This is a genomic window from Sphingomonas panni (assembly GCF_022664435.1).
Classification (GTDB): Bacteria; Pseudomonadota; Alphaproteobacteria; order Sphingomonadales; family Sphingomonadaceae; genus Sphingomonas; species Sphingomonas panni.
Map to the genome: position 1 here is coordinate 896,343 of NZ_JAKREU010000001.1, position 16,627 is coordinate 912,969.

The 16,627-nt window shown below is 66.7% G+C and carries 13 protein-coding genes; 10 read left to right on the top strand and 3 right to left on the bottom strand.

From position 1 onward, the window contains the following. The first annotated feature begins 1 nt into the window (after position 1). From MF609_RS04525 to MF609_RS04565, 9 genes are read left to right on the top strand one after another with little or no spacing between them, the layout of a single operon-like run. On the top strand, positions 2-3,751 hold the full coding sequence (locus MF609_RS04525) for a hypothetical protein (protein ID WP_242415091.1): 3,750 nt from the start codon (positions 2-4) through the stop codon (positions 3,749-3,751). Continuing rightward, positions 3,751-5,907 (top strand): hypothetical protein, encoded by a 2,157-nt coding sequence (locus tag MF609_RS04530; RefSeq protein ID WP_242415092.1) that lies wholly within the window; start codon positions 3,751-3,753, stop codon positions 5,905-5,907. Before MF609_RS04525 ends, MF609_RS04530 begins: the two co-directional genes overlap by 1 nt. Beyond that, the gene (locus MF609_RS04535) at positions 5,907-6,314 is read left to right on the top strand and encodes a hypothetical protein (RefSeq protein WP_242415093.1); all 408 of its coding nucleotides are present in this window, start codon (positions 5,907-5,909) and stop codon (positions 6,312-6,314) included. The genes MF609_RS04530 and MF609_RS04535 overlap by 1 nt, the downstream gene beginning before the upstream one ends. After that, on the top strand, positions 6,311-8,671 hold the full coding sequence (locus MF609_RS04540; RefSeq protein ID WP_242415094.1) for a hypothetical protein: 2,361 nt from the start codon (positions 6,311-6,313) through the stop codon (positions 8,669-8,671). Before MF609_RS04535 ends, MF609_RS04540 begins: the two co-directional genes overlap by 4 nt. 22 nt (positions 8,672-8,693) lie before the next feature. Then, entirely contained in the window at positions 8,694-9,074 is a 381-nt protein-coding gene (locus tag MF609_RS04545) for a hypothetical protein (RefSeq protein WP_242415095.1), read from the top strand. Then, positions 9,071-9,838: a hypothetical protein gene (locus tag MF609_RS04550; protein ID WP_242415096.1), complete on the top strand. Its 768-nt coding sequence runs from the start codon at positions 9,071-9,073 to the stop codon at positions 9,836-9,838. Before MF609_RS04545 ends, MF609_RS04550 begins: the two co-directional genes overlap by 4 nt. Before the next feature lie 16 nt (positions 9,839-9,854). Next, the gene (locus tag MF609_RS04555) at positions 9,855-11,573 is read left to right on the top strand and encodes a hypothetical protein (RefSeq protein ID WP_242415097.1); all 1,719 of its coding nucleotides are present in this window, start codon (positions 9,855-9,857) and stop codon (positions 11,571-11,573) included. Between the two features lie 53 nt (positions 11,574-11,626). Then, a complete protein-coding gene (locus MF609_RS04560) occupies positions 11,627-12,634 on the top strand; it encodes a hypothetical protein (RefSeq protein ID WP_242415098.1) in 1,008 nt (335 codons plus the stop codon). After that, positions 12,631-12,858, top strand: coding sequence for a hypothetical protein (locus MF609_RS04565; RefSeq protein WP_242415099.1), 228 nt, complete (start codon positions 12,631-12,633; stop codon positions 12,856-12,858). Before MF609_RS04560 ends, MF609_RS04565 begins: the two co-directional genes overlap by 4 nt. A gap of 131 nt (positions 12,859-12,989) precedes the next feature. Here the strand turns inward: MF609_RS04565 and MF609_RS04570 are convergent, their stop codons facing one another. Further along, positions 12,990-13,607 (bottom strand): YbhB/YbcL family Raf kinase inhibitor-like protein, encoded by a 618-nt coding sequence (locus tag MF609_RS04570; protein ID WP_242415100.1) that lies wholly within the window; start codon positions 13,605-13,607, stop codon positions 12,990-12,992. 156 nt (positions 13,608-13,763) lie between these two features. Here MF609_RS04570 and MF609_RS04575 point away from each other — a divergent pair, with 156 nt between their 5' ends. After that, a complete protein-coding gene (locus MF609_RS04575) occupies positions 13,764-14,798 on the top strand; it encodes a patatin-like phospholipase family protein (RefSeq protein ID WP_242415101.1) in 1,035 nt (344 codons plus the stop codon). Here the strand turns inward: MF609_RS04575 and MF609_RS04580 are convergent. Continuing rightward, on the bottom strand, positions 14,795-15,154 hold the full coding sequence (locus MF609_RS04580) for a Rieske (2Fe-2S) protein (RefSeq protein WP_242415102.1): 360 nt from the start codon (positions 15,152-15,154) through the stop codon (positions 14,795-14,797). The genes MF609_RS04575 and MF609_RS04580 overlap by 4 nt on opposite strands. After that, positions 15,151-16,431, bottom strand: coding sequence for a homogentisate 1,2-dioxygenase (gene hmgA / locus MF609_RS04585; protein WP_242415103.1), 1,281 nt, complete (start codon positions 16,429-16,431; stop codon positions 15,151-15,153). Before hmgA ends, MF609_RS04580 begins: the two co-directional genes overlap by 4 nt. Between the last annotated feature and the right edge of the window lie 196 nt (positions 16,432-16,627).

The window sequence follows — 16,627 nt, forward strand, 5'->3', positions numbered from 1 at the left end:
CATGACGCTGAAGACGTCCCTATTGGTCACCGGCGATTCGAGCGTTGCCCAGGCAGCGGTCGAGGAACTGGCGGGTGAAGTCCGCAAGCTGACCACGGCGTCGGAAGCGGCTGTTGCCGGTGCCAAGAAGCAAGCCGCCGCCCAGTCGGATGCAACCGCCAGCGCGCGTGCCCAGGCGACTGCCCAGCGGGATGCTGGTAGCGGCGCTAGCGAGCTGGCGCGCGGAATGCAGGCGGCAGCCACTACCACCGACAATCTTGCGCAGGAAGCACGGGAGGCGACCGCCGCGTGCGGGGGGCTGGCGGAAGCACAGCGCCGGGTTTCGCAGGCGAGCCGGGACAACACGAAGGCCGCCAACGACAACGTCCGTTCGGCCGGCCAGATAAAGGCTGGCTATCAGCAGGTGGGGCAGCAGCTCCAGGACGTAGGCATCATGGCGATGATGTCGCAGGGCAAGTTTTCGGACTTCGCCCGCATTGCCGCGTTCCAGGGCGGATCGTTGGCGGCGGCGATCGACATGATCGGCGTGAAGGGTGCCGGCGGTCGGTTGGCGGCATTTTTCGCGGGGCCGTGGGGCGCTGTCATCCTCACTGGCACGGCCGTCTTGGCGCCGATGATCGAGAAGCTGTTGGAGACTGGTTCCGCAGCGGACGAAGCGCGGGAGCGGATGGAACAGGCTGCCGGCGCGGCCGATACCTTTGGTGCAGCGCAGTCGCTTTTGGCGAAGGTCATCGACACGACGACAGGCAAGCTGAAAACCCAGAATGCTACGCTGGTTCAGCAAATCCGGTTGGCTGCGCAGCTCAATATCCAGCAGGCCGCCAAGGAACAGAAAACCGCCAGCCAGGCGCTGGGTAAGATTGCCGAACCCTCCTTGGGCGACGTGCTTGGCGCGGTCGGTGAAAACCTTTCGGGCTTCGCCGCCGGTCGTCGGTCTGGTGAAGGTGGTCGCGCGCTCACCCAGCGTCTGCAACCGCTGAAGGATGCGGTCGCCGACTATCAACGCTTCATTGGAACCATCAAGGACCCAACGGCACTGTCGGCCAGCGAGCAAACGGCGGTACAGCGTGGCACGGATGCGATCCTGAACCGCATCACGCGACTGGGACAGGCCGGCAAACTCGCTGGCAAGGACATCATCGACGCGAAGCAGGCGGTCCTGTCGCTTGCCACGACCGTCGATGCGCAGATCGCCAACCAGGCGGTGGTCGACGCCATCGATGGAAAGGCAATTGATGCGCGGCTGAAGCCGTACGAGCGGCCCGACAAGCCACGGAAACCGACGAAACCAGCGTCGACTGCTGCGCGTGACGAGTTCGGCCGGGACGCTGCCGACAAGCTGGCGGGCATCGTCGGCCAGTTCGATGGCGCACCCGACATCATCGAGAAGACGAACGCGAAGGTTCGTGAACTCGACGACCTGATCGAGGACCTAGGCCGTCGCAAACCGCCGAACTTCGCGGCGTTGATCGCCCAGGCAGAGGAAGCGAAGACGACGGTTCGGGTCGGGTTGATCGGGACGATCGCCGAGGCGTTCGACCGGCCGAAGACACTCGCCGATCGCGCCGGACTGGCACTGGCCGACCTCGACGCTGTCATCACTGACCTGTCGGCGCGCCAGCCGGTTGACTGGCAGAAGGCCGTCGCGGCGGCCAATGCGGCGAAGGGTTCGATCGCCGACGCACTTAACCGGCCGTTAGAGGAATACCTTCAGCAGGCCGACGAAGCGAGCCGCATCACTGGCGCGCTGATCGAGGGACGCGGGCAGGAGGCCGAAGCCCTCCGCATCATCCTTCAGCTGGAACGCGAACGTGGCCCGTTGTCGGAAGCGCAGGCGGCACGCGTCCGCGACAGCGTCGCCGCACGACGTGAAGAGGCGGCGGCGCTTGAACGTGTGCGCCGGTCGCAGCTGATCTACCTCGACGGCGCGCGGGAAGTTCGCGATGCGATCGACGACGCTACCCAGGCGTGGGTGCGCGGCGACCTCCGCACGTTTCTCCAGACGCCGGCCAAGCTGGTCGACAGTTTCGCCCAATTGCGCGGCCGCGAACTGTTCGAGGGGTTGTTCGGCGAAGGGTTTGCCGACCTCGAACGCGCCCTTACCGAAGGCCCGGCCGAAAAGGCTGCGCGCGCGATGGCGGGTGAACTCGACAATGCGGGCGATGCGGCAGCGGACATGACTGGTGCGCTGGATCGTGCGGCCCCGGCGATCGACGCGTTTGTTCGATCAGTGTCGAGCGGTGCGCCCGGCGGCAGCGCAGCCAACGCGGTTGCGCAAGCGCAGCCCGCGATCGACGCGTACATAGCCGCGCGTTTCGGGAAGACTGCAACTGGCGGCACGGACGAAATCGTGGTCGAAGGTCAGCGGCGCAGTGCACCCCGCATGTCGACCGAACAGCTGTTTACCAACGCGTTGACGAAGGCGTCGTCAACCGTCGCCGGGCTGTTCACATCGAAGGATAATGCCGGCCGTATCGGCGCGATCATTGGCGACAAGGCCACCACCGCGATCAAGGGCGCGGCGGACGGTGCCGCCGTCGCTGGCGTCGCAGGCTTCCTCGGCATCAAGATGTCGGGTGCCGGATCGCAGATCGGTGGCGCACTGGGGTCGCTGACCGGCATTCCTGGTGCGTCGATCGTCGGGTCGATCCTGGGGGGGCTGATTGGCAACGAGTTCAAGGGGCCGACACGGTCCGGATATGCGGCGATCGGCACCGATGCGGGCGGATCGGCATTCTCAACCGTCAGCGGGGGCAAGAACAGCGAGGGTCGGCGTACCGAAGCGGTCGGTTACGGCAACACGATCATGGACCGGCTGGGCCAGATCGCGGGTAGCTTGGGCGGCACGCTGGCCGGCGGCTTGAACCTAGGCACGATCGGCACCCAGGGCGACAAGTACGTGTTCGATCGCGATGGTGCCGGTTCGGCCGAGGGCATCAAGGTCGACTCGCTTCAGGAGGCCGTCGCCGAAGCGCTGCGCAACGCTGTCGTGAACGGCGCGGTCAGCGGCGTGTCGGAAGCGGTAAAGCGCGCCCTTGGGTCCGGAAAGGACATCGAGCGCGCCGTTGCCGAGGCTGGCGCGGTGCGGCAGCTCGAAGCCTCCCTGGGCGGCGTCGCGGGTGCGATCAAGGCACAGTTCGACGACTTCAATTCGGTGGCGGCCGAGCGGGTGCGGCTCGCCAAGTCCTACGGGCTCGACCTGCTGGCCGTCGAGAAGAAGAACGCCGAGGATCGCAACAAGATCGCCGAGCAACTGGTAAAGGCGCAGGTTGGGTCGCTGAAATCCCTAATCGAGCAGATGACCACCGGCGACCTCGCGGAGGGATCGGCGATGGATAGAATCGCTGCGCTAGACGACGCGATCGGCAAGGCGAAGGCCGATCTCGCGGCGGGCGTCGACGGCGCCGGTGACGTTCTGGCGCGCCTTTACGAGCAGCGGCTTTCGACCAGCAAAGAAGCCTATGGCACGACCGGGCAGTATGCCGCCGACCGGGACCGGGTCCTGGTCGAGGCGCGCGAGGCGATCGCCCAGGCCACGGCGCGGGTCGACGCGGGCCGCGGGAGCGATCCCGCACTGGCGGCGACCAACGTCGCGATCGCGACAACCAACGCCACCCTTGACGAAAACAACGACCAGAACGCGGAGATGATCGCAGTGCTGCGGGAACAGAATGACCTGCTGCGCGGGATGGTGTCGGGCGGTGGTCGCGGTCTGGTGTCGATCGACGTCGCTCAATTGGCGCGCGTCTGATGGCGGCGAAGATCATCCTGATCGAGGCGAAGCCGCGCCGGATGGATGGCACCGAAGTTGTCGTCCGCCTTGCCGGTGGCGGGGACGATCGCCCCTACCTGTACGGCGGTGAGCATTGGCGCGCCGGTATCGTCCAGTTGCCCAAAGTGACCTCGGAGGTCGAGTTCACCGGGGACCAGTTGGGCGGTGGCGGGCTCGCAAGCGTTACCGAGCTGCGTTGGTCGCCGTCGACGAAGGCGTTGCTGGCGGAGATGACTAACTTGTACTGGCTCGACGCGCCGGTGACCGTTCGTATCGGTTCGGAAGGCGACGCGCTGCCGACAATCGACACGACCAGCACCGTCGTCGCAGCGCCCAGCGAGCCGGGCGCCTTACGTATCGTCCTGGCCGACGCGATCGCCGATCTTCGCCGCCCCCTCCTGGTCGATCGATACGCCGGCACCGGCGGCATCGAGGGACCCGTCGAGTGGAAGGATCAGATCAAGGCACGCGCATGGGGACGCTGTTTCAATGTACGCGGCCGGTTGCTCGACAAGGCCGCGAACGTCTGGTGTTTTGCGGACCCCCAGCGTCCGTTGCATGCCTTCGACGCTGTTCGCGATCGTGGTGTCGCAGCGAGCGCGGGCGACCTGACGCTGTTGGCATGGCAGGGGTCGGTCGAGGCCACGCTTGCCGCGCTGCGTGGCGCGCAGACGCCGGCCGGCGGCGGCGTTCTGTGTCCCAGCATCGCCTGTGTGAAATGGTGGACCCGGCCGGCCGGTGATCTTTACGCCGATTTGCGAGGTGAGACGGCCGGCGGCTATGTCGAAACCGCGCCAGAGATTGTGGAACGCGTCGTGTCCGCCCGGTCGCCGCTTGCCTTTGCCGTTGGCGAGGTGGCCGCTGCGGCGGCGTCGCGCCCCGCGCCGGTCGGGCTTTTTGTATCGGACGAATCCAGCCCGGCTTCGACTGCGATCAGCGACTTAATGGCGCAGGTGTCGCTGTCGTGGGTGATGTTGCAGGGCGCGATCGTGCTGCGCCGCTGGGAATGGGGCGCGTCGGTGCGATCCGCACGAAGCCAGAGCGTTGCCAGGCGCGAAGTCATGCGGCCGGTGGCGACGCAACGCTTGGGCTATCGTCGTAACTGGTCACCAATGCAGCGCGCGGACCTTGCGGCCAGCGTCCTCGCCAGCGACGTGACCTATGCGGATGGAACGACCGCCGAAGACTGGAAGCCTGCCGAGCCCGGCGCGGATGTCACTGGCAACAACAAGGCGAAGGATACGGCCGCAGTTGCCGGTCGACCCGCGGCGCAGGTCGTCGGCGACCTCGACGTCGTACTCGGCAATCTTCTGACGGAGATGCTGCGCAACGCGACGTTCCGCGGAGAGTCGGACGAAATCTGGTACATGCCGGACGGGACGCCGGTTCGCACCGTGACGCAAGTGCTGTCCGCGCTGGTCGATGGTCAGGCGGCCTATATCGCGGACCTGCGGCAGGTCGATGGCGACGGCAACCTGAAGGCGGTCACCACACTAAATAGCGGTGGACACGTAACCGGTACGGTTCAGCTTAACGACGGCAAGCGGGGGAGCTTTTATGTCGTCGCCGACGAGTTCGGCTTCGTCGATCCCGCCGATAACATCCAGCCGGTGCCGACCAAGCCGCTCTACTATGTCGACGGCAAGCTCTACATGGACAACGTCTTTATTCGGAAGCTCGACGTCGACGTCGTCACGATGAAGAACATCGTGGCCGATCAGGTCACTGGCCTGGTCAGTCACGGCTTTCCCGATCAGTCGATCACGCCTGGCGGTGGCGAAGTGACGATCGCCGACCTGCCCGGCATCGTCATCGGCGACAGCAAGGATGGCAAGGCGCGCGTCACCATCGAACTCGACCTTGATGGCACGGTCGCCAACGACGCGGGCATCATGCTGCGCGCCTATGTGAACCTTGGCAGCGGCTACCAGCTCTACCGCGCCAAGCCGCAGGGCATCCGGGTTATCGACGGCAACGCCCGCTGGATATTGCCGGTGTCGATGTCGGTGTCGGTGTTTGCCGGTGCGCCGGTCGGGGTGCGCTTCACCGCGCAGACGACCGGGATCGGCGGGGGCGGCCTGAACGCCAGCTACGTGCGCAACGTCGAAGTGTCCATCCAGGCGGGGTATCGCTGATGGCCGAGAGCATCAACTTTGCCGGCGCGGCCGAAGTCGTCGAGCGGTTCGGCGACCTGCTAGACCAGTGGACGGCGATCGTCCGCCGCGTGCTGGTGCAGGAAGTCAGCGGCGCTGGGCCGGTGGCGCTGACCGATGCGGCGCATGGCGGCAAGTCGCTGCTGGTGTCGAACGGCGGGTCGCAGGCGGTCATCGTCCTGAACCTGCCAGTCGACGCCGCGATCGGCACGCTGTTCCTGGTCGACCAGGTCGGCGTGGCACCCGTCAAGCTCGCGCCGCCGGCCGGCGCGTCGCTCCGCAACCGGTCCGGGCACAATGGCCCGGCCGGGCAATGGGCGTCGGTCAGCGTGAAGTGCATCCGCCCGAACGAATGGCTGCTGGGCGGCGATACGGACCTGATCGCGTGATGCTGGCGGTCCATGCCGGCTATGCGGCGCTGTTGCCGGTCGTCCAGCGCCGGCCGTCCGCGCGCAAGGCGGCGATGATCGTGCCGGGCGGTGCCGGGGCGATGGACGGCAGCAGCTGGGCGGATGCCGCGCCGCTGACGGCGATGGACGCGATGGTCACGCGAGCGGCGGCAATCGGTGGCGACGTGTGGGTCCGCGCCGACCTTGGACCCTATGCGCAGAACGGCAACATCCCGATCACCCATGGCGGGACCGCCCAGCGCCGGGTGACGATCCGGGGTGTCGACGGCAACGGACAGTCGATGGCGGCGCGGATCGTCGGCGCGCGCGCGAACCCTTGGACGAAGGGCGCGGCGGACGGTGCCGAGGTGTTCCGCCTGCGATCCGGTGCGGATCATCTGGGGTTCGCGTTCCTCCGGTTCGAAGATCAGGGCTATGGCTGCATCCGCTCGCAGCAGCCCCATAGCGACCTGCTGATCGAGGATTGCAGCTTCGCCAACGTCCGCGCCTTCTATGAGAACGGGTCGAGCGGGCACGGCATCGACGCCACCATCTCCGGCTTCACAATGCAGCGCTGCACCGGGATGGGCTGGTCGAAGCATTTCGCCCGCTTCCGCTATGCCAGTCACGACATCCTGATCGAGGATTGTACTGGCGACTCGCTGGAACAAGACGGCGACAATTTCTGCAACGGCATCGTGCTTGAGGGATCGGAGAGCGTCGGCCTTGCACCGGATGGCCTGCCCAACGGCGTGCATGACGTAATCATGCGGCGCTGCTCGATGGGCAACTGCCGCGACACGTTGAATTTCTACCAGAACGGCGATGCGTTCGGGTCGGAGGGACAGGATTACAACGTCCTGTTCGAGGACTGCCATGGCTGGGGGTGCAGCGACGCGGCATTCGACTGCAAGAGCCGCAACACCCGCTTCGTTCGCTGTTCGGCGGACGACTGCAAGCGCGGCTTCCGCATCTGGGGGGATGCCGTGGCGGTCGATTGCGTCGTTACCAACCCGCGCAAGCGCGGCGGCACCGGCGCGGCGGCCTGCATCTCGACGTTCAAGAAGGGCTATTTCCGCTGGTATGGCGGTCGCTTCGAACAGACCGGCACGAACTCGGTCATCGTTGCCGAGGACGGCGGCTTTACCGCTTACACCCCCCGCACGGTAATCATCAAACCGGCCGACGCGCCGCTGTCGCGGGTCGAAGCGAACAGCATCGTCACCGAAATCGACGAAGCGGACACGACCCCTCCGGCACTGGTGAAGTCGACCTACACGATCAAGACGATCGCCGGCACGACCAGCTACGACATTGCCCCCGGCGCCACCTTCGATTTGCAAGAAAACCGCATCCTCAATGCGGTCATCACCACGACGAAGCCGGCGACGACGCGCATCGTCCACGCGCAGGACTATGCGGCCTATACCGCCACCGGGCAGACCTGGACGATCCTGCGTCAGGACTATGAGAATGACCGCAGCGTTGGGCAGGACCAAACCTACCGCGTGCCGCTGCGCCTGTACGATGCGAACGGCAACTTCGCCGACACGCCGCTGGCGGGCCACATCCTCAACGTCGACGATAACCCGATCGGCCCGGCCGATCTGAAGGCGTCGGGCGTGACGGCCGGCGCGTGGTGGGAAGTGCAGGACCGCTCGACGTTGTTCCTTGATCGCGCGGGGCAGGTTCCGGTGTCCGCCTGGGCGGATGATGGCGACCCGATCATTCGGCGGGTCAACGACAAGCTGTTCGCCAACCACCTTGTCGTACCCGACGACAGCATGGGGTTCTATCTGCGGCACGATGACCTGGGCAGTTACTGGCTGGAGCCATACACCGCCGGGTCGTTCTTCCTGATCGGTGCGGCCGGCGCGCTCCAGTTCGCCAAGTTCACCGCGTCGCTCGGCATCTACCGCGAGCCAGGCGAGGCCGGGCCGCATTGCCTGATTTCGGTCCCGCGTTCGATGACGATCCCGACCGCGACGAACGCGACGTGGTGGATGGTCGTGCGCGACGGGCAGAGCTTCATCATCCGCCTGCCGGCGTCGGGCAACAGTGGCACGTCGACCGGCAATTTCGGGATGCAGGGCGCGCCGCTGGTGCTGTCGCTGCTGTCCGAACCCGGCCTTGCTCGCTCGAACGCGGTCGACTGTCTCGATGTCGCGGACAATGCGGCAGTGACCTATCCGGCCGCCCTCGCGAACGCTCGTGCCCGGCTGCTGGCCGACGGCAACGCCGGGCAGACGTTCAACGGCCGCTTCTATGGCGGTGTGGTGACGAACCGCACCGAGTCCGACGACTTCCGGTTCCGCATCGAGCGCCAGATCGCCGAGTGGGCGGGCGTCGCGCTTTGATGAAAACGAAAGGGACAGCGCCATGGCGGCGGTAGAGCAGACGTTCGGGCAATGGCTTCAGTCCGAGGCCGATTTCATCGTGCGCGATGACCCGGTTACCAAAGGCCGCTGGGGCGCGTCGGCGCGGACCGTCGAGTGCGTCACGTCGATCGCTACGCGCGCGGCCGCCCTTGCCGAGGCCGACCGCCAGAACGCGTTCTGGGCGCGTGGTCCCTTCGCGATCGACATCCACACTGTCACCGGGACGGACTGGGCAGGCGAGCTGGCGCGCGTCGTCACACTTCAGATCGATGAGCTTGAATATTCGGCCGGCGCTGAAGTCTTCGTCGTTGGGGTCGAGCCCGACCACGCGATCGGGATGACGACGCTGACGGTCATCCAACCTCTGGGAGGGCGCGCGTGACCGGCCTGCTGATCGTCGAGCCGATGCCGTTCACCGTCGCGGCCTCGCGTGGAACCGGGGCCGCCAACTTGGCGTCGGCCGATCCCAAGGAAGTCTGGGCGGATGCGCAAGCCGGCAGCGCGGCGACGTTGACGATCGACCTGGGCGAGGTCCGCACGATCGATACCGTACTGCTAGGCTATGTGCGGGCACCGGCTATCGATGCCCGCTGGACGATCACGGGCGGCGTGACCGGCGCTGGGGAAAGGTCAATCCAGGCCGACGACATCCTTCGCGTTCCGGACGCTGCCGGTTCCTTCCGCCAACGCACGCACGCGCTCTGGACCGGTGCTGCGGTGGCCGTCCGCTATCTCGCCCTGACGATCTACCAGCCGGCGGGGTCGCCGCCCCTGACTGCCGGCGTTCTGGTGATCGGCAAGGCCTGGACGTCGATCATGGGTCGGGAGTGGGGACCCGGCCGCCAGCCGATCGACGGCGGTTCGGTCACTGCACTGTCGTCGGGAGGCTTCGCCGTTGTCGAAGGCGCTCGAAAGAGTGCGCTTAGCTGGACGTTTGGCGACCTGTCCGTGGAGGAAGCTGGCCTCCTGGAAGGCATCGCCGACCGCCTTGGGGTGTCCCGGCCGGGCCTGGTGATTGAGGACGCCGCCCGCACCGCCGGGCTGGCCTCCCGCATCCATTACGGCGTGTTCGGCCGCTGGAAGCCGCCCGAACGACGCAATCGCACCCAGACGCGCTGGGACATCGCAATCGAGCAATGGACATGAACGGGAAGAATCAACGATGAGCATCAAAACCCTGGTCCGGTCGTACAAGGCCACTTCGGCAATCGGGCGATATCGCATTGCCGCCTTCGGTAATCCCTCGATCGATAGCACCATCGTGCCGGCGACGGGGCCAAACCAGCCGCTTGTCGGTACGAGCGGTAAAGTTGGCGGCCCGGCCGGTGCGATGATCGATATCATGCGAGCCGGTATCGGCACGGTCGTTCTTGGGGGGACGGTTGCTGCCGGTGATTGGTTGACGGCAGACATCGACGCGCGGGGCGTGAAGGCGACGGCCAGCGGCCAGCGAGTGATCGGTTACTCCGAGATCGACGGCATTGCCGGGGACTGGGCCGACTACAAGGTCGCGCCGGGCATCTTCGTTATGGGGGGTACGCCGACACCGACCCCAACGCCAACGCCGACCCCAACGCCAACGCCGACCCCAACGCCAACGCCGACCCCGACGCCGACCCCTAGCGCGTTCCGACAGGCGACGACGGGGACAGCCGACCCGGATGGCCTCAACGCATTAGGCAGCGGCGTCACGAAGCGCCGGGCGCGCAACCCGATGCCGTTGATGATCGGCGCCGGGCAGACCGGCCGATGCCGGATCACTGCCGCCGGCAACTATGTCGACAAGTCCGTCGACGGTGTTCGTCCGGAGAAGGTCGTCAGCTGGTCGGGCGTGACCGCAATGGGCGCGCAGGTGCACTGCGTCAGCTCGGCCGGCGCGGTCGTCGGCAACCTGTTCCGGCTGAAGAAGGGCGGCGTCGAATCGTTCGTGCCTGCCGCCGGCGACGTCGTCTTCGATCCGTTCTCGCCGGCCGATCTCGGGCTGACCGAATGGCCGAACGGGGGCCAGATCATCGGCATGATGGAGATCGACGCAGCGTCCGGCACGCTGCTGCCGATGACCTATGTGTCGGGCAGCAGCGGTGACGCCGGCGCCGGCAGCTATGACGGCGGCACGACGAGTTTCGGCTCGACCACCTTCACCGCTAACGGCGGCAGCAATTCCGGCACCCGGCTGTGCCAGTTCCTGAAGTGCGAGATCGAGCACACCAAGGGCGCCATCTACGGTCAGGGTACGAGCCGCGTCGACGGCAAGGGCAACCATCCGGCGGGATACGGCATCAACCGCGGCGGCTTCATGCAGCAGGCGGCCTATCGCGCTGGCAAGCCGATCGCCAAGTTCGCGACCGACGGCGATCGCCTGCAGTATTGGGCGGCAAACATCCGCGCAGGCCAGACCTGGCGTTTGAACCACGTTGCCGGCTTTACCGACGCGTACATCGATGAGCCGTACAACGACATCAACACCCGGCCGCTTGCTGACATCCTTGCCGATCTCGACTTCGTGATCGCGCAGATGCTGGCAGTGAACCCGACCCTGCGGATCCACTGCGGCTTTTCGACCGTCCGCTCGACGTCGGCCAGCGGGAAGTTCCTTGCGCCGCCCGACCAGGAGCCGAACGCGAACTATCTGGCCACGGGTTCGGGAACGGGCTTCGGCTACAACCAGGCCCTCGTCGGACGTGCCGGCATCACGTCGACCTACAACTTCCGCCAGGACGTCCAGTACAGCGCGGAATACCCGAACATCTGGTACAGCGACGGCGTCACGAACAATCAAATGACGCCCGAGGGTGACCATATGACGGCGTTCGCGGAAGCCCGCGTCGGCCGACTGGACGGCGTGCTCTGTCAGCACATGATCGCCAACGTAAACCCTTAAAGGCGGGCGCGCCTGAATACGCGGCTGGCACAATGGCAGGGGAGCAATCTGGGATGGACGCATACACGGGCAGCCGCGCCCCCTTCAACGGTTCGCCGGGTGTCGCATCGACCCCGGCGGGCAACCAGGCGTTCACCGTTGACGCTGACAATGCCGTCCTCGCGAACTGGGAGCTGTCGAACTACAAGACGATCCTACGCCAGAAGAGCGAAGACAGTTACACCAGCAAATCCAACGTCACGATGCGATCGGTGCGTGGGACCAACGTCAACCGTGTGTGGGAAACTGTCGAGGGACAGGAAACCTTCGGGGCAGTGATGCAGGACGTGCATTACACCCAGGTCGAGCGGGCGGTAGCACGATGGTTTTCAGTGCATGACGGGCTGATCGAGAATGTCACCGGCAGCGGGCTGGGCGCGACTGGCGAGCCCTTTGGCCAAGGCATCACGCTCGACGGCCAGTGCCGCCGCGTCACGATCCGCGATTGCGACATGAGCGACTTCGGAGGCGTTCAGGCGGACGGTTCTTCCTATTCGCAGGGCGAAGGGTTCGGCGACGAAGGCAACAATTACGACATCACCTATGGTCCCCGTCTGACCTCGCGGCGCAACGGCGATGCTGGCTACGACATCAAGTCCAACCCGACGTTCACGGGTGTCCTGGTGTCGATCGACAACCCGCGCGACTGGCGACTGTGGAATGGCGTAAAAGCCGAGACTGCGACGCTGGATGCATCGGGCACGTCGAAGCAGGTCCTGTGGTTCAACGGTCTAGCGGGCAGCATCACCGCACTGCCCGTCGCGGTGATCGGGAAGCTTATCGCCCGCAACCCGGCAGCGTCCGCGACTTCCATCTCGCGCTACGAGAACGGTCGCGCCGACGTAACCATCCTCGACTACGACATACACAAGGGCTGGCGGGGCAAGCTGCTGCACTTCAACGCCGGCAGCGGTTATGGCGCGCCGACATATTCGGGCGGCGGCCGTGTGGAGCAGGACGACGGGTCGTGGATCACCTATCCCGGCAGTCCCCCAGTCGATGCCCAGGGGCGGCTGCTATGATCGTGCGCAAGAAGCCATTCAGCAGCCTGCGCGCCGATCGAGGCGACCGGTTCGACGGCGAGCGGCACCTGTACCCGAACGGTCGGCCGATCACACGGCTGCGTCTGGTCGGGGAGCGTGACGGTAATTGGTACTACGCCGCAGCGGACGACGCTGCGGCGACAATGCCCATCGAGAGCATTCGAGTTGGGGGGAAATTTGTAGGGACGAAAATCGCGCGTTGAACGCTCTCTCAGAGGACGCTTAATGGTTTGTGAGTGCTCCAGACTGTCCTGTCCCAGACTCCAGCTTGAAGTGTCCCGCTACACCCCTCCACCAGCCTGCGGCTGGTCCCCCTCCCCGTGCCGGGGAGGATTTACGCCGGCGCGACTCCGCTCACCGGCCCTACCTCCGCCGGCTCCCCGCGCGAATAGACGCCGGTGAGCAACCCGGCCGCCAGCACGCGGCCCGCCATCGCCTCGACCACCGCGCTGCGTCCCGGATTGGGGTCGAGATGCGGGGCGTCCTTCAGCGCGAACAGCTGGAACGCATAGCGATGCTCGCCATGGCCGGTCGGCGGATCGGGCGGGAGCCAGCCTTCGCGCAGATAGCTGTTGCGGCCGACATCGCCATGCACCGCATCGCCGTCGCCATCGGGGCGGATCGCCCCTTCCTCCAGCTGTCCGTCCGCCGCCGCGATATCCCACAGGATCGCATGGACCAGCGGCTGGGGCGAGGGGGCGTCGGCATCCTCGACGATCAGCGCCAGCGAGGTCGTCCCTGCCGGCACGCCGCGCCAGTGGAGCGGCGGCGACACGCCCGAGCCGTCGGCGGTGAAGCGTTCGGGCAGGCGCTGTCCATCGGCAAAGGCGAGGCTGGCCAGGTCGAGGCTGTCGAAGCTGCCAAGTGCCGGATCGACGATGGTCAGCTTGGACGCGCCGGCGCGGACATTCCGCAGCAATGCGCCCAGCCATCCCGGAACATGTTCGAGCATGAGGGTCCTTTCGATGCCTGTCGAAGCGACAACCGGCGAACGGCGCGCGCGGGTCCGTGCAAGGGGCGAAATAGTCGGGCAGGCCCACCATCGGGGCAAAGGATACGAAATGGCTTTGTTGCGTTGCAGCATGACTGGTATTTTGAGGAACCTCCCATGTCCGCATCGCCCGAACCACCGCGCCTCGCGCTCGCGCTGCAAGGGGGCGGTGCGCATGGGGCCTATGGCTGGGGCGTGCTCGACCGGTTGCTGGAGGAGGATTTCCCGATCGTCGCTGTCAGCGGGGCGTCGGCCGGGGCGCTGAACGGCGCGGCGCTGGTCACCGGGCTGGCGGCGGGCGGGCGGCAGGGCGCGAAGGATGCGCTGGAACGCCTCTGGGACAATGTGTCGCGCAATTCGCCGTTGCAGGCATTCGATTTCGGGCAATGGGCGCCGCCGCTGTTCGAACCGGCGCTGCGCCGCTCGCTGGAGGTCGGCAAGCTGCTGGGCCGCTATGTCGCGCCGCTGTCGCCGGGCCTGCGCGACATGCGGGCGCTGCGCCGCGTGGTGGAGGCGAGCATCGACCTGTCGCTGCTGACCGATCCCCAGGCCATTCCGCTGTCGATCGCCGCGACGCGCGTGGCGACCGGGGCGGCGCGATTGTTCGACAATGAGGCGATCACGCTGGACGCGGTGATGGCGTCGGCCTGCCTGCCCGACCTGTTCGGCCCGGTGACGATCGAGGGCGAACCCTATTGGGACGGCGGATTTTCGGCGAACCCCGCGCTTGAACCGCTGATCTTCGGCGGCCATGGGCAGAGCGACCTGCTGATCGTGCAGATCACCCCCTTCGCGACGCAGGACACGCCCGAGACGCTGGTCGAGGTGATGGGGCGGATGAGCGATATCGGCTTCAACGCGTGCCTGTTGCGCGACCTGAAGGCGTTGACGCAGGTGCAGGCGATCGCCCGGCGTGCGCCGCCGATCGACGATAATTTCACCGCGCTGGCGAACACGAACCTGCACCTGATGGAGGCGTCGCCGGCGCTGGCGGCACGCGGGCCGACCGGCAAGATCGACACCCGCCGGTCGCAGCTGGACGATCTGCGCGCACTGGGGCGCGAGACGGCGGATGCATGGCTGCGCGACCATGGCCCGAAGCTGGGGCAGGGGTCGACGCTGACCGCGCTGTCGGAGGCGGTGGCGGCCTAGGCGGTCACGATCGCTTCGCCGACGACCGCGACCGGCCAGGGCGTCAGCGACTGGCCCGGACACGGCCCGCCGAGGCATTTGCCATCCGCAATCGCGAACAGCGCCGCGTGCCAACTGCAGGTGATCGCGCTGCGGTCCGGCGTCAGATAGGCGTCGAGCGTTTGCGCCAGCGGCAGGCCCATATGCGGGCAGCGGTCGACATAGCCGAACACCGCGCGCCCCTGTCGCACGACGAAGCCGTGGAACCGCCCGGCGCGCAGTTGCAGCACGTAATTGCGCGCGGTGCCGTCGGGGATATCGGTCAGCGGGCCGATCGTCACTCCGGCGGGCGTCGCGAAGACGCGCTCGTCGCTCATCCGGGCAACTGCGCCTTGGCAAAGCCGGTCCAGACATCGTCATAGTCGAGCTGCATCGTCGGCGACTGCATCGCCCAGGATGTCGGGCGGACGACGTGGCGGGTTTCGAACATGAAGGCCATGGTGTCGGCGATGCGGTGCGGCTTCAGATCGGCGGCGACCGCTTTTTCATAGCTCGCCTGGTCGGGGCCATGGCCGTTCATCTGGTTGTGCAGCGATGCGCCGCCTGGTGCGAAGCCGCCCTCCTTCGCGTCATAGGCACCGGTCACCAGCCCCATGAACTCGCTCATGACGTTGCGGTGGAACCAGGGCGGGCGGAACGTGTCCTCCGCCACCATCCAGCGCGGCGGAAAGATCACGAAGTCGCAATTGGCGGTGCCCGGCGTCTCGCTGGGCGCGGTCAGCACGGTGAAGATCGACGGGTCGGGATGGTCGAAGCTGACGGTGTTGATCGTGTTGAAGCGGGTGAGGTCATAGCGGCAGGGCGCGAGGTTGCCGTGCCACGCCACCACGTCGAACGGGCTATGGTCGAGCGTGGTTATCCACAGGCCACCCTGGAATTTCTGGATAACGTCGCAGGGTGCGTCGCTATCCTCGAACCAGGCGCAGGGCGTTTCGAAGTCGCGCGGATTGGCGAGGCCGTTGGCACCGATCGGGCCGAGATCGGGCAGGCGGAACAGGCTGCCGTAATTCTCGCAGACATAGCCACGCGCCTGACCCTCGGGCAGCTGCACGCGGAAGCGGACGCCGCGCGGGATCAGCGCGATCTGGAGCGGCGCCACGTCGATCCGGCCCAGTTCGGTGTCGATCGCCAGCGCACCCTGTTGCGGGACGATCAGCAGCTCGCCGTCCGACGAGAAGAAGGCGCGCTCCATGTCGCGGTTCGCGGCATAGAGGTGGATGCCGACCCCGCTCTGCGCCGCGACGTCGCCGGTCGCGCCATAGGTGACGAGACCGTCGACCCAGTCGGTCGGATCGGTCGGCATGGGCAGCGGGTCCCAGCGCATCCGGTTGGGGCTGGGCGGGGTGTCCACGGGTGCGGACTTGAGGTGCGGCGCGCCGGTGTACGGCATGAACGCGCCATGGTTCGCGGTCGGGCGCAGGCGGTAGAGCCATGACCGCCGGTTCTCGGCACGCGGCGCGGTGAAGGCGGTGCCGGACAGCTGCTCGGCATAGAGGCCGAAGGGTACGCGCTGCGGGCTGTTGCGGCCGATCGGGAGCGCGCCGGGTATGGCTTCGGTGGCGATGTGGTTGGCGAAACCGGGGTGGTAGGTCATGGTCACCTCATCTCTCGTCCGGCGTTCTCTCGTCACCCCGGACTTGATCCGGGGTCCCGCTTCTTCGTCACTGTCGGAGAGGAAGCGGGACCCCGGGTCAAGCCCGGGGTCACGTCGTTGTTGGGTCGGCCCGGTCGCCGCCCGCCGGGCCGTCAGTCGCGGCGAAGCCGCGCCTTGTGGCCTGGCTCCGCTGCGC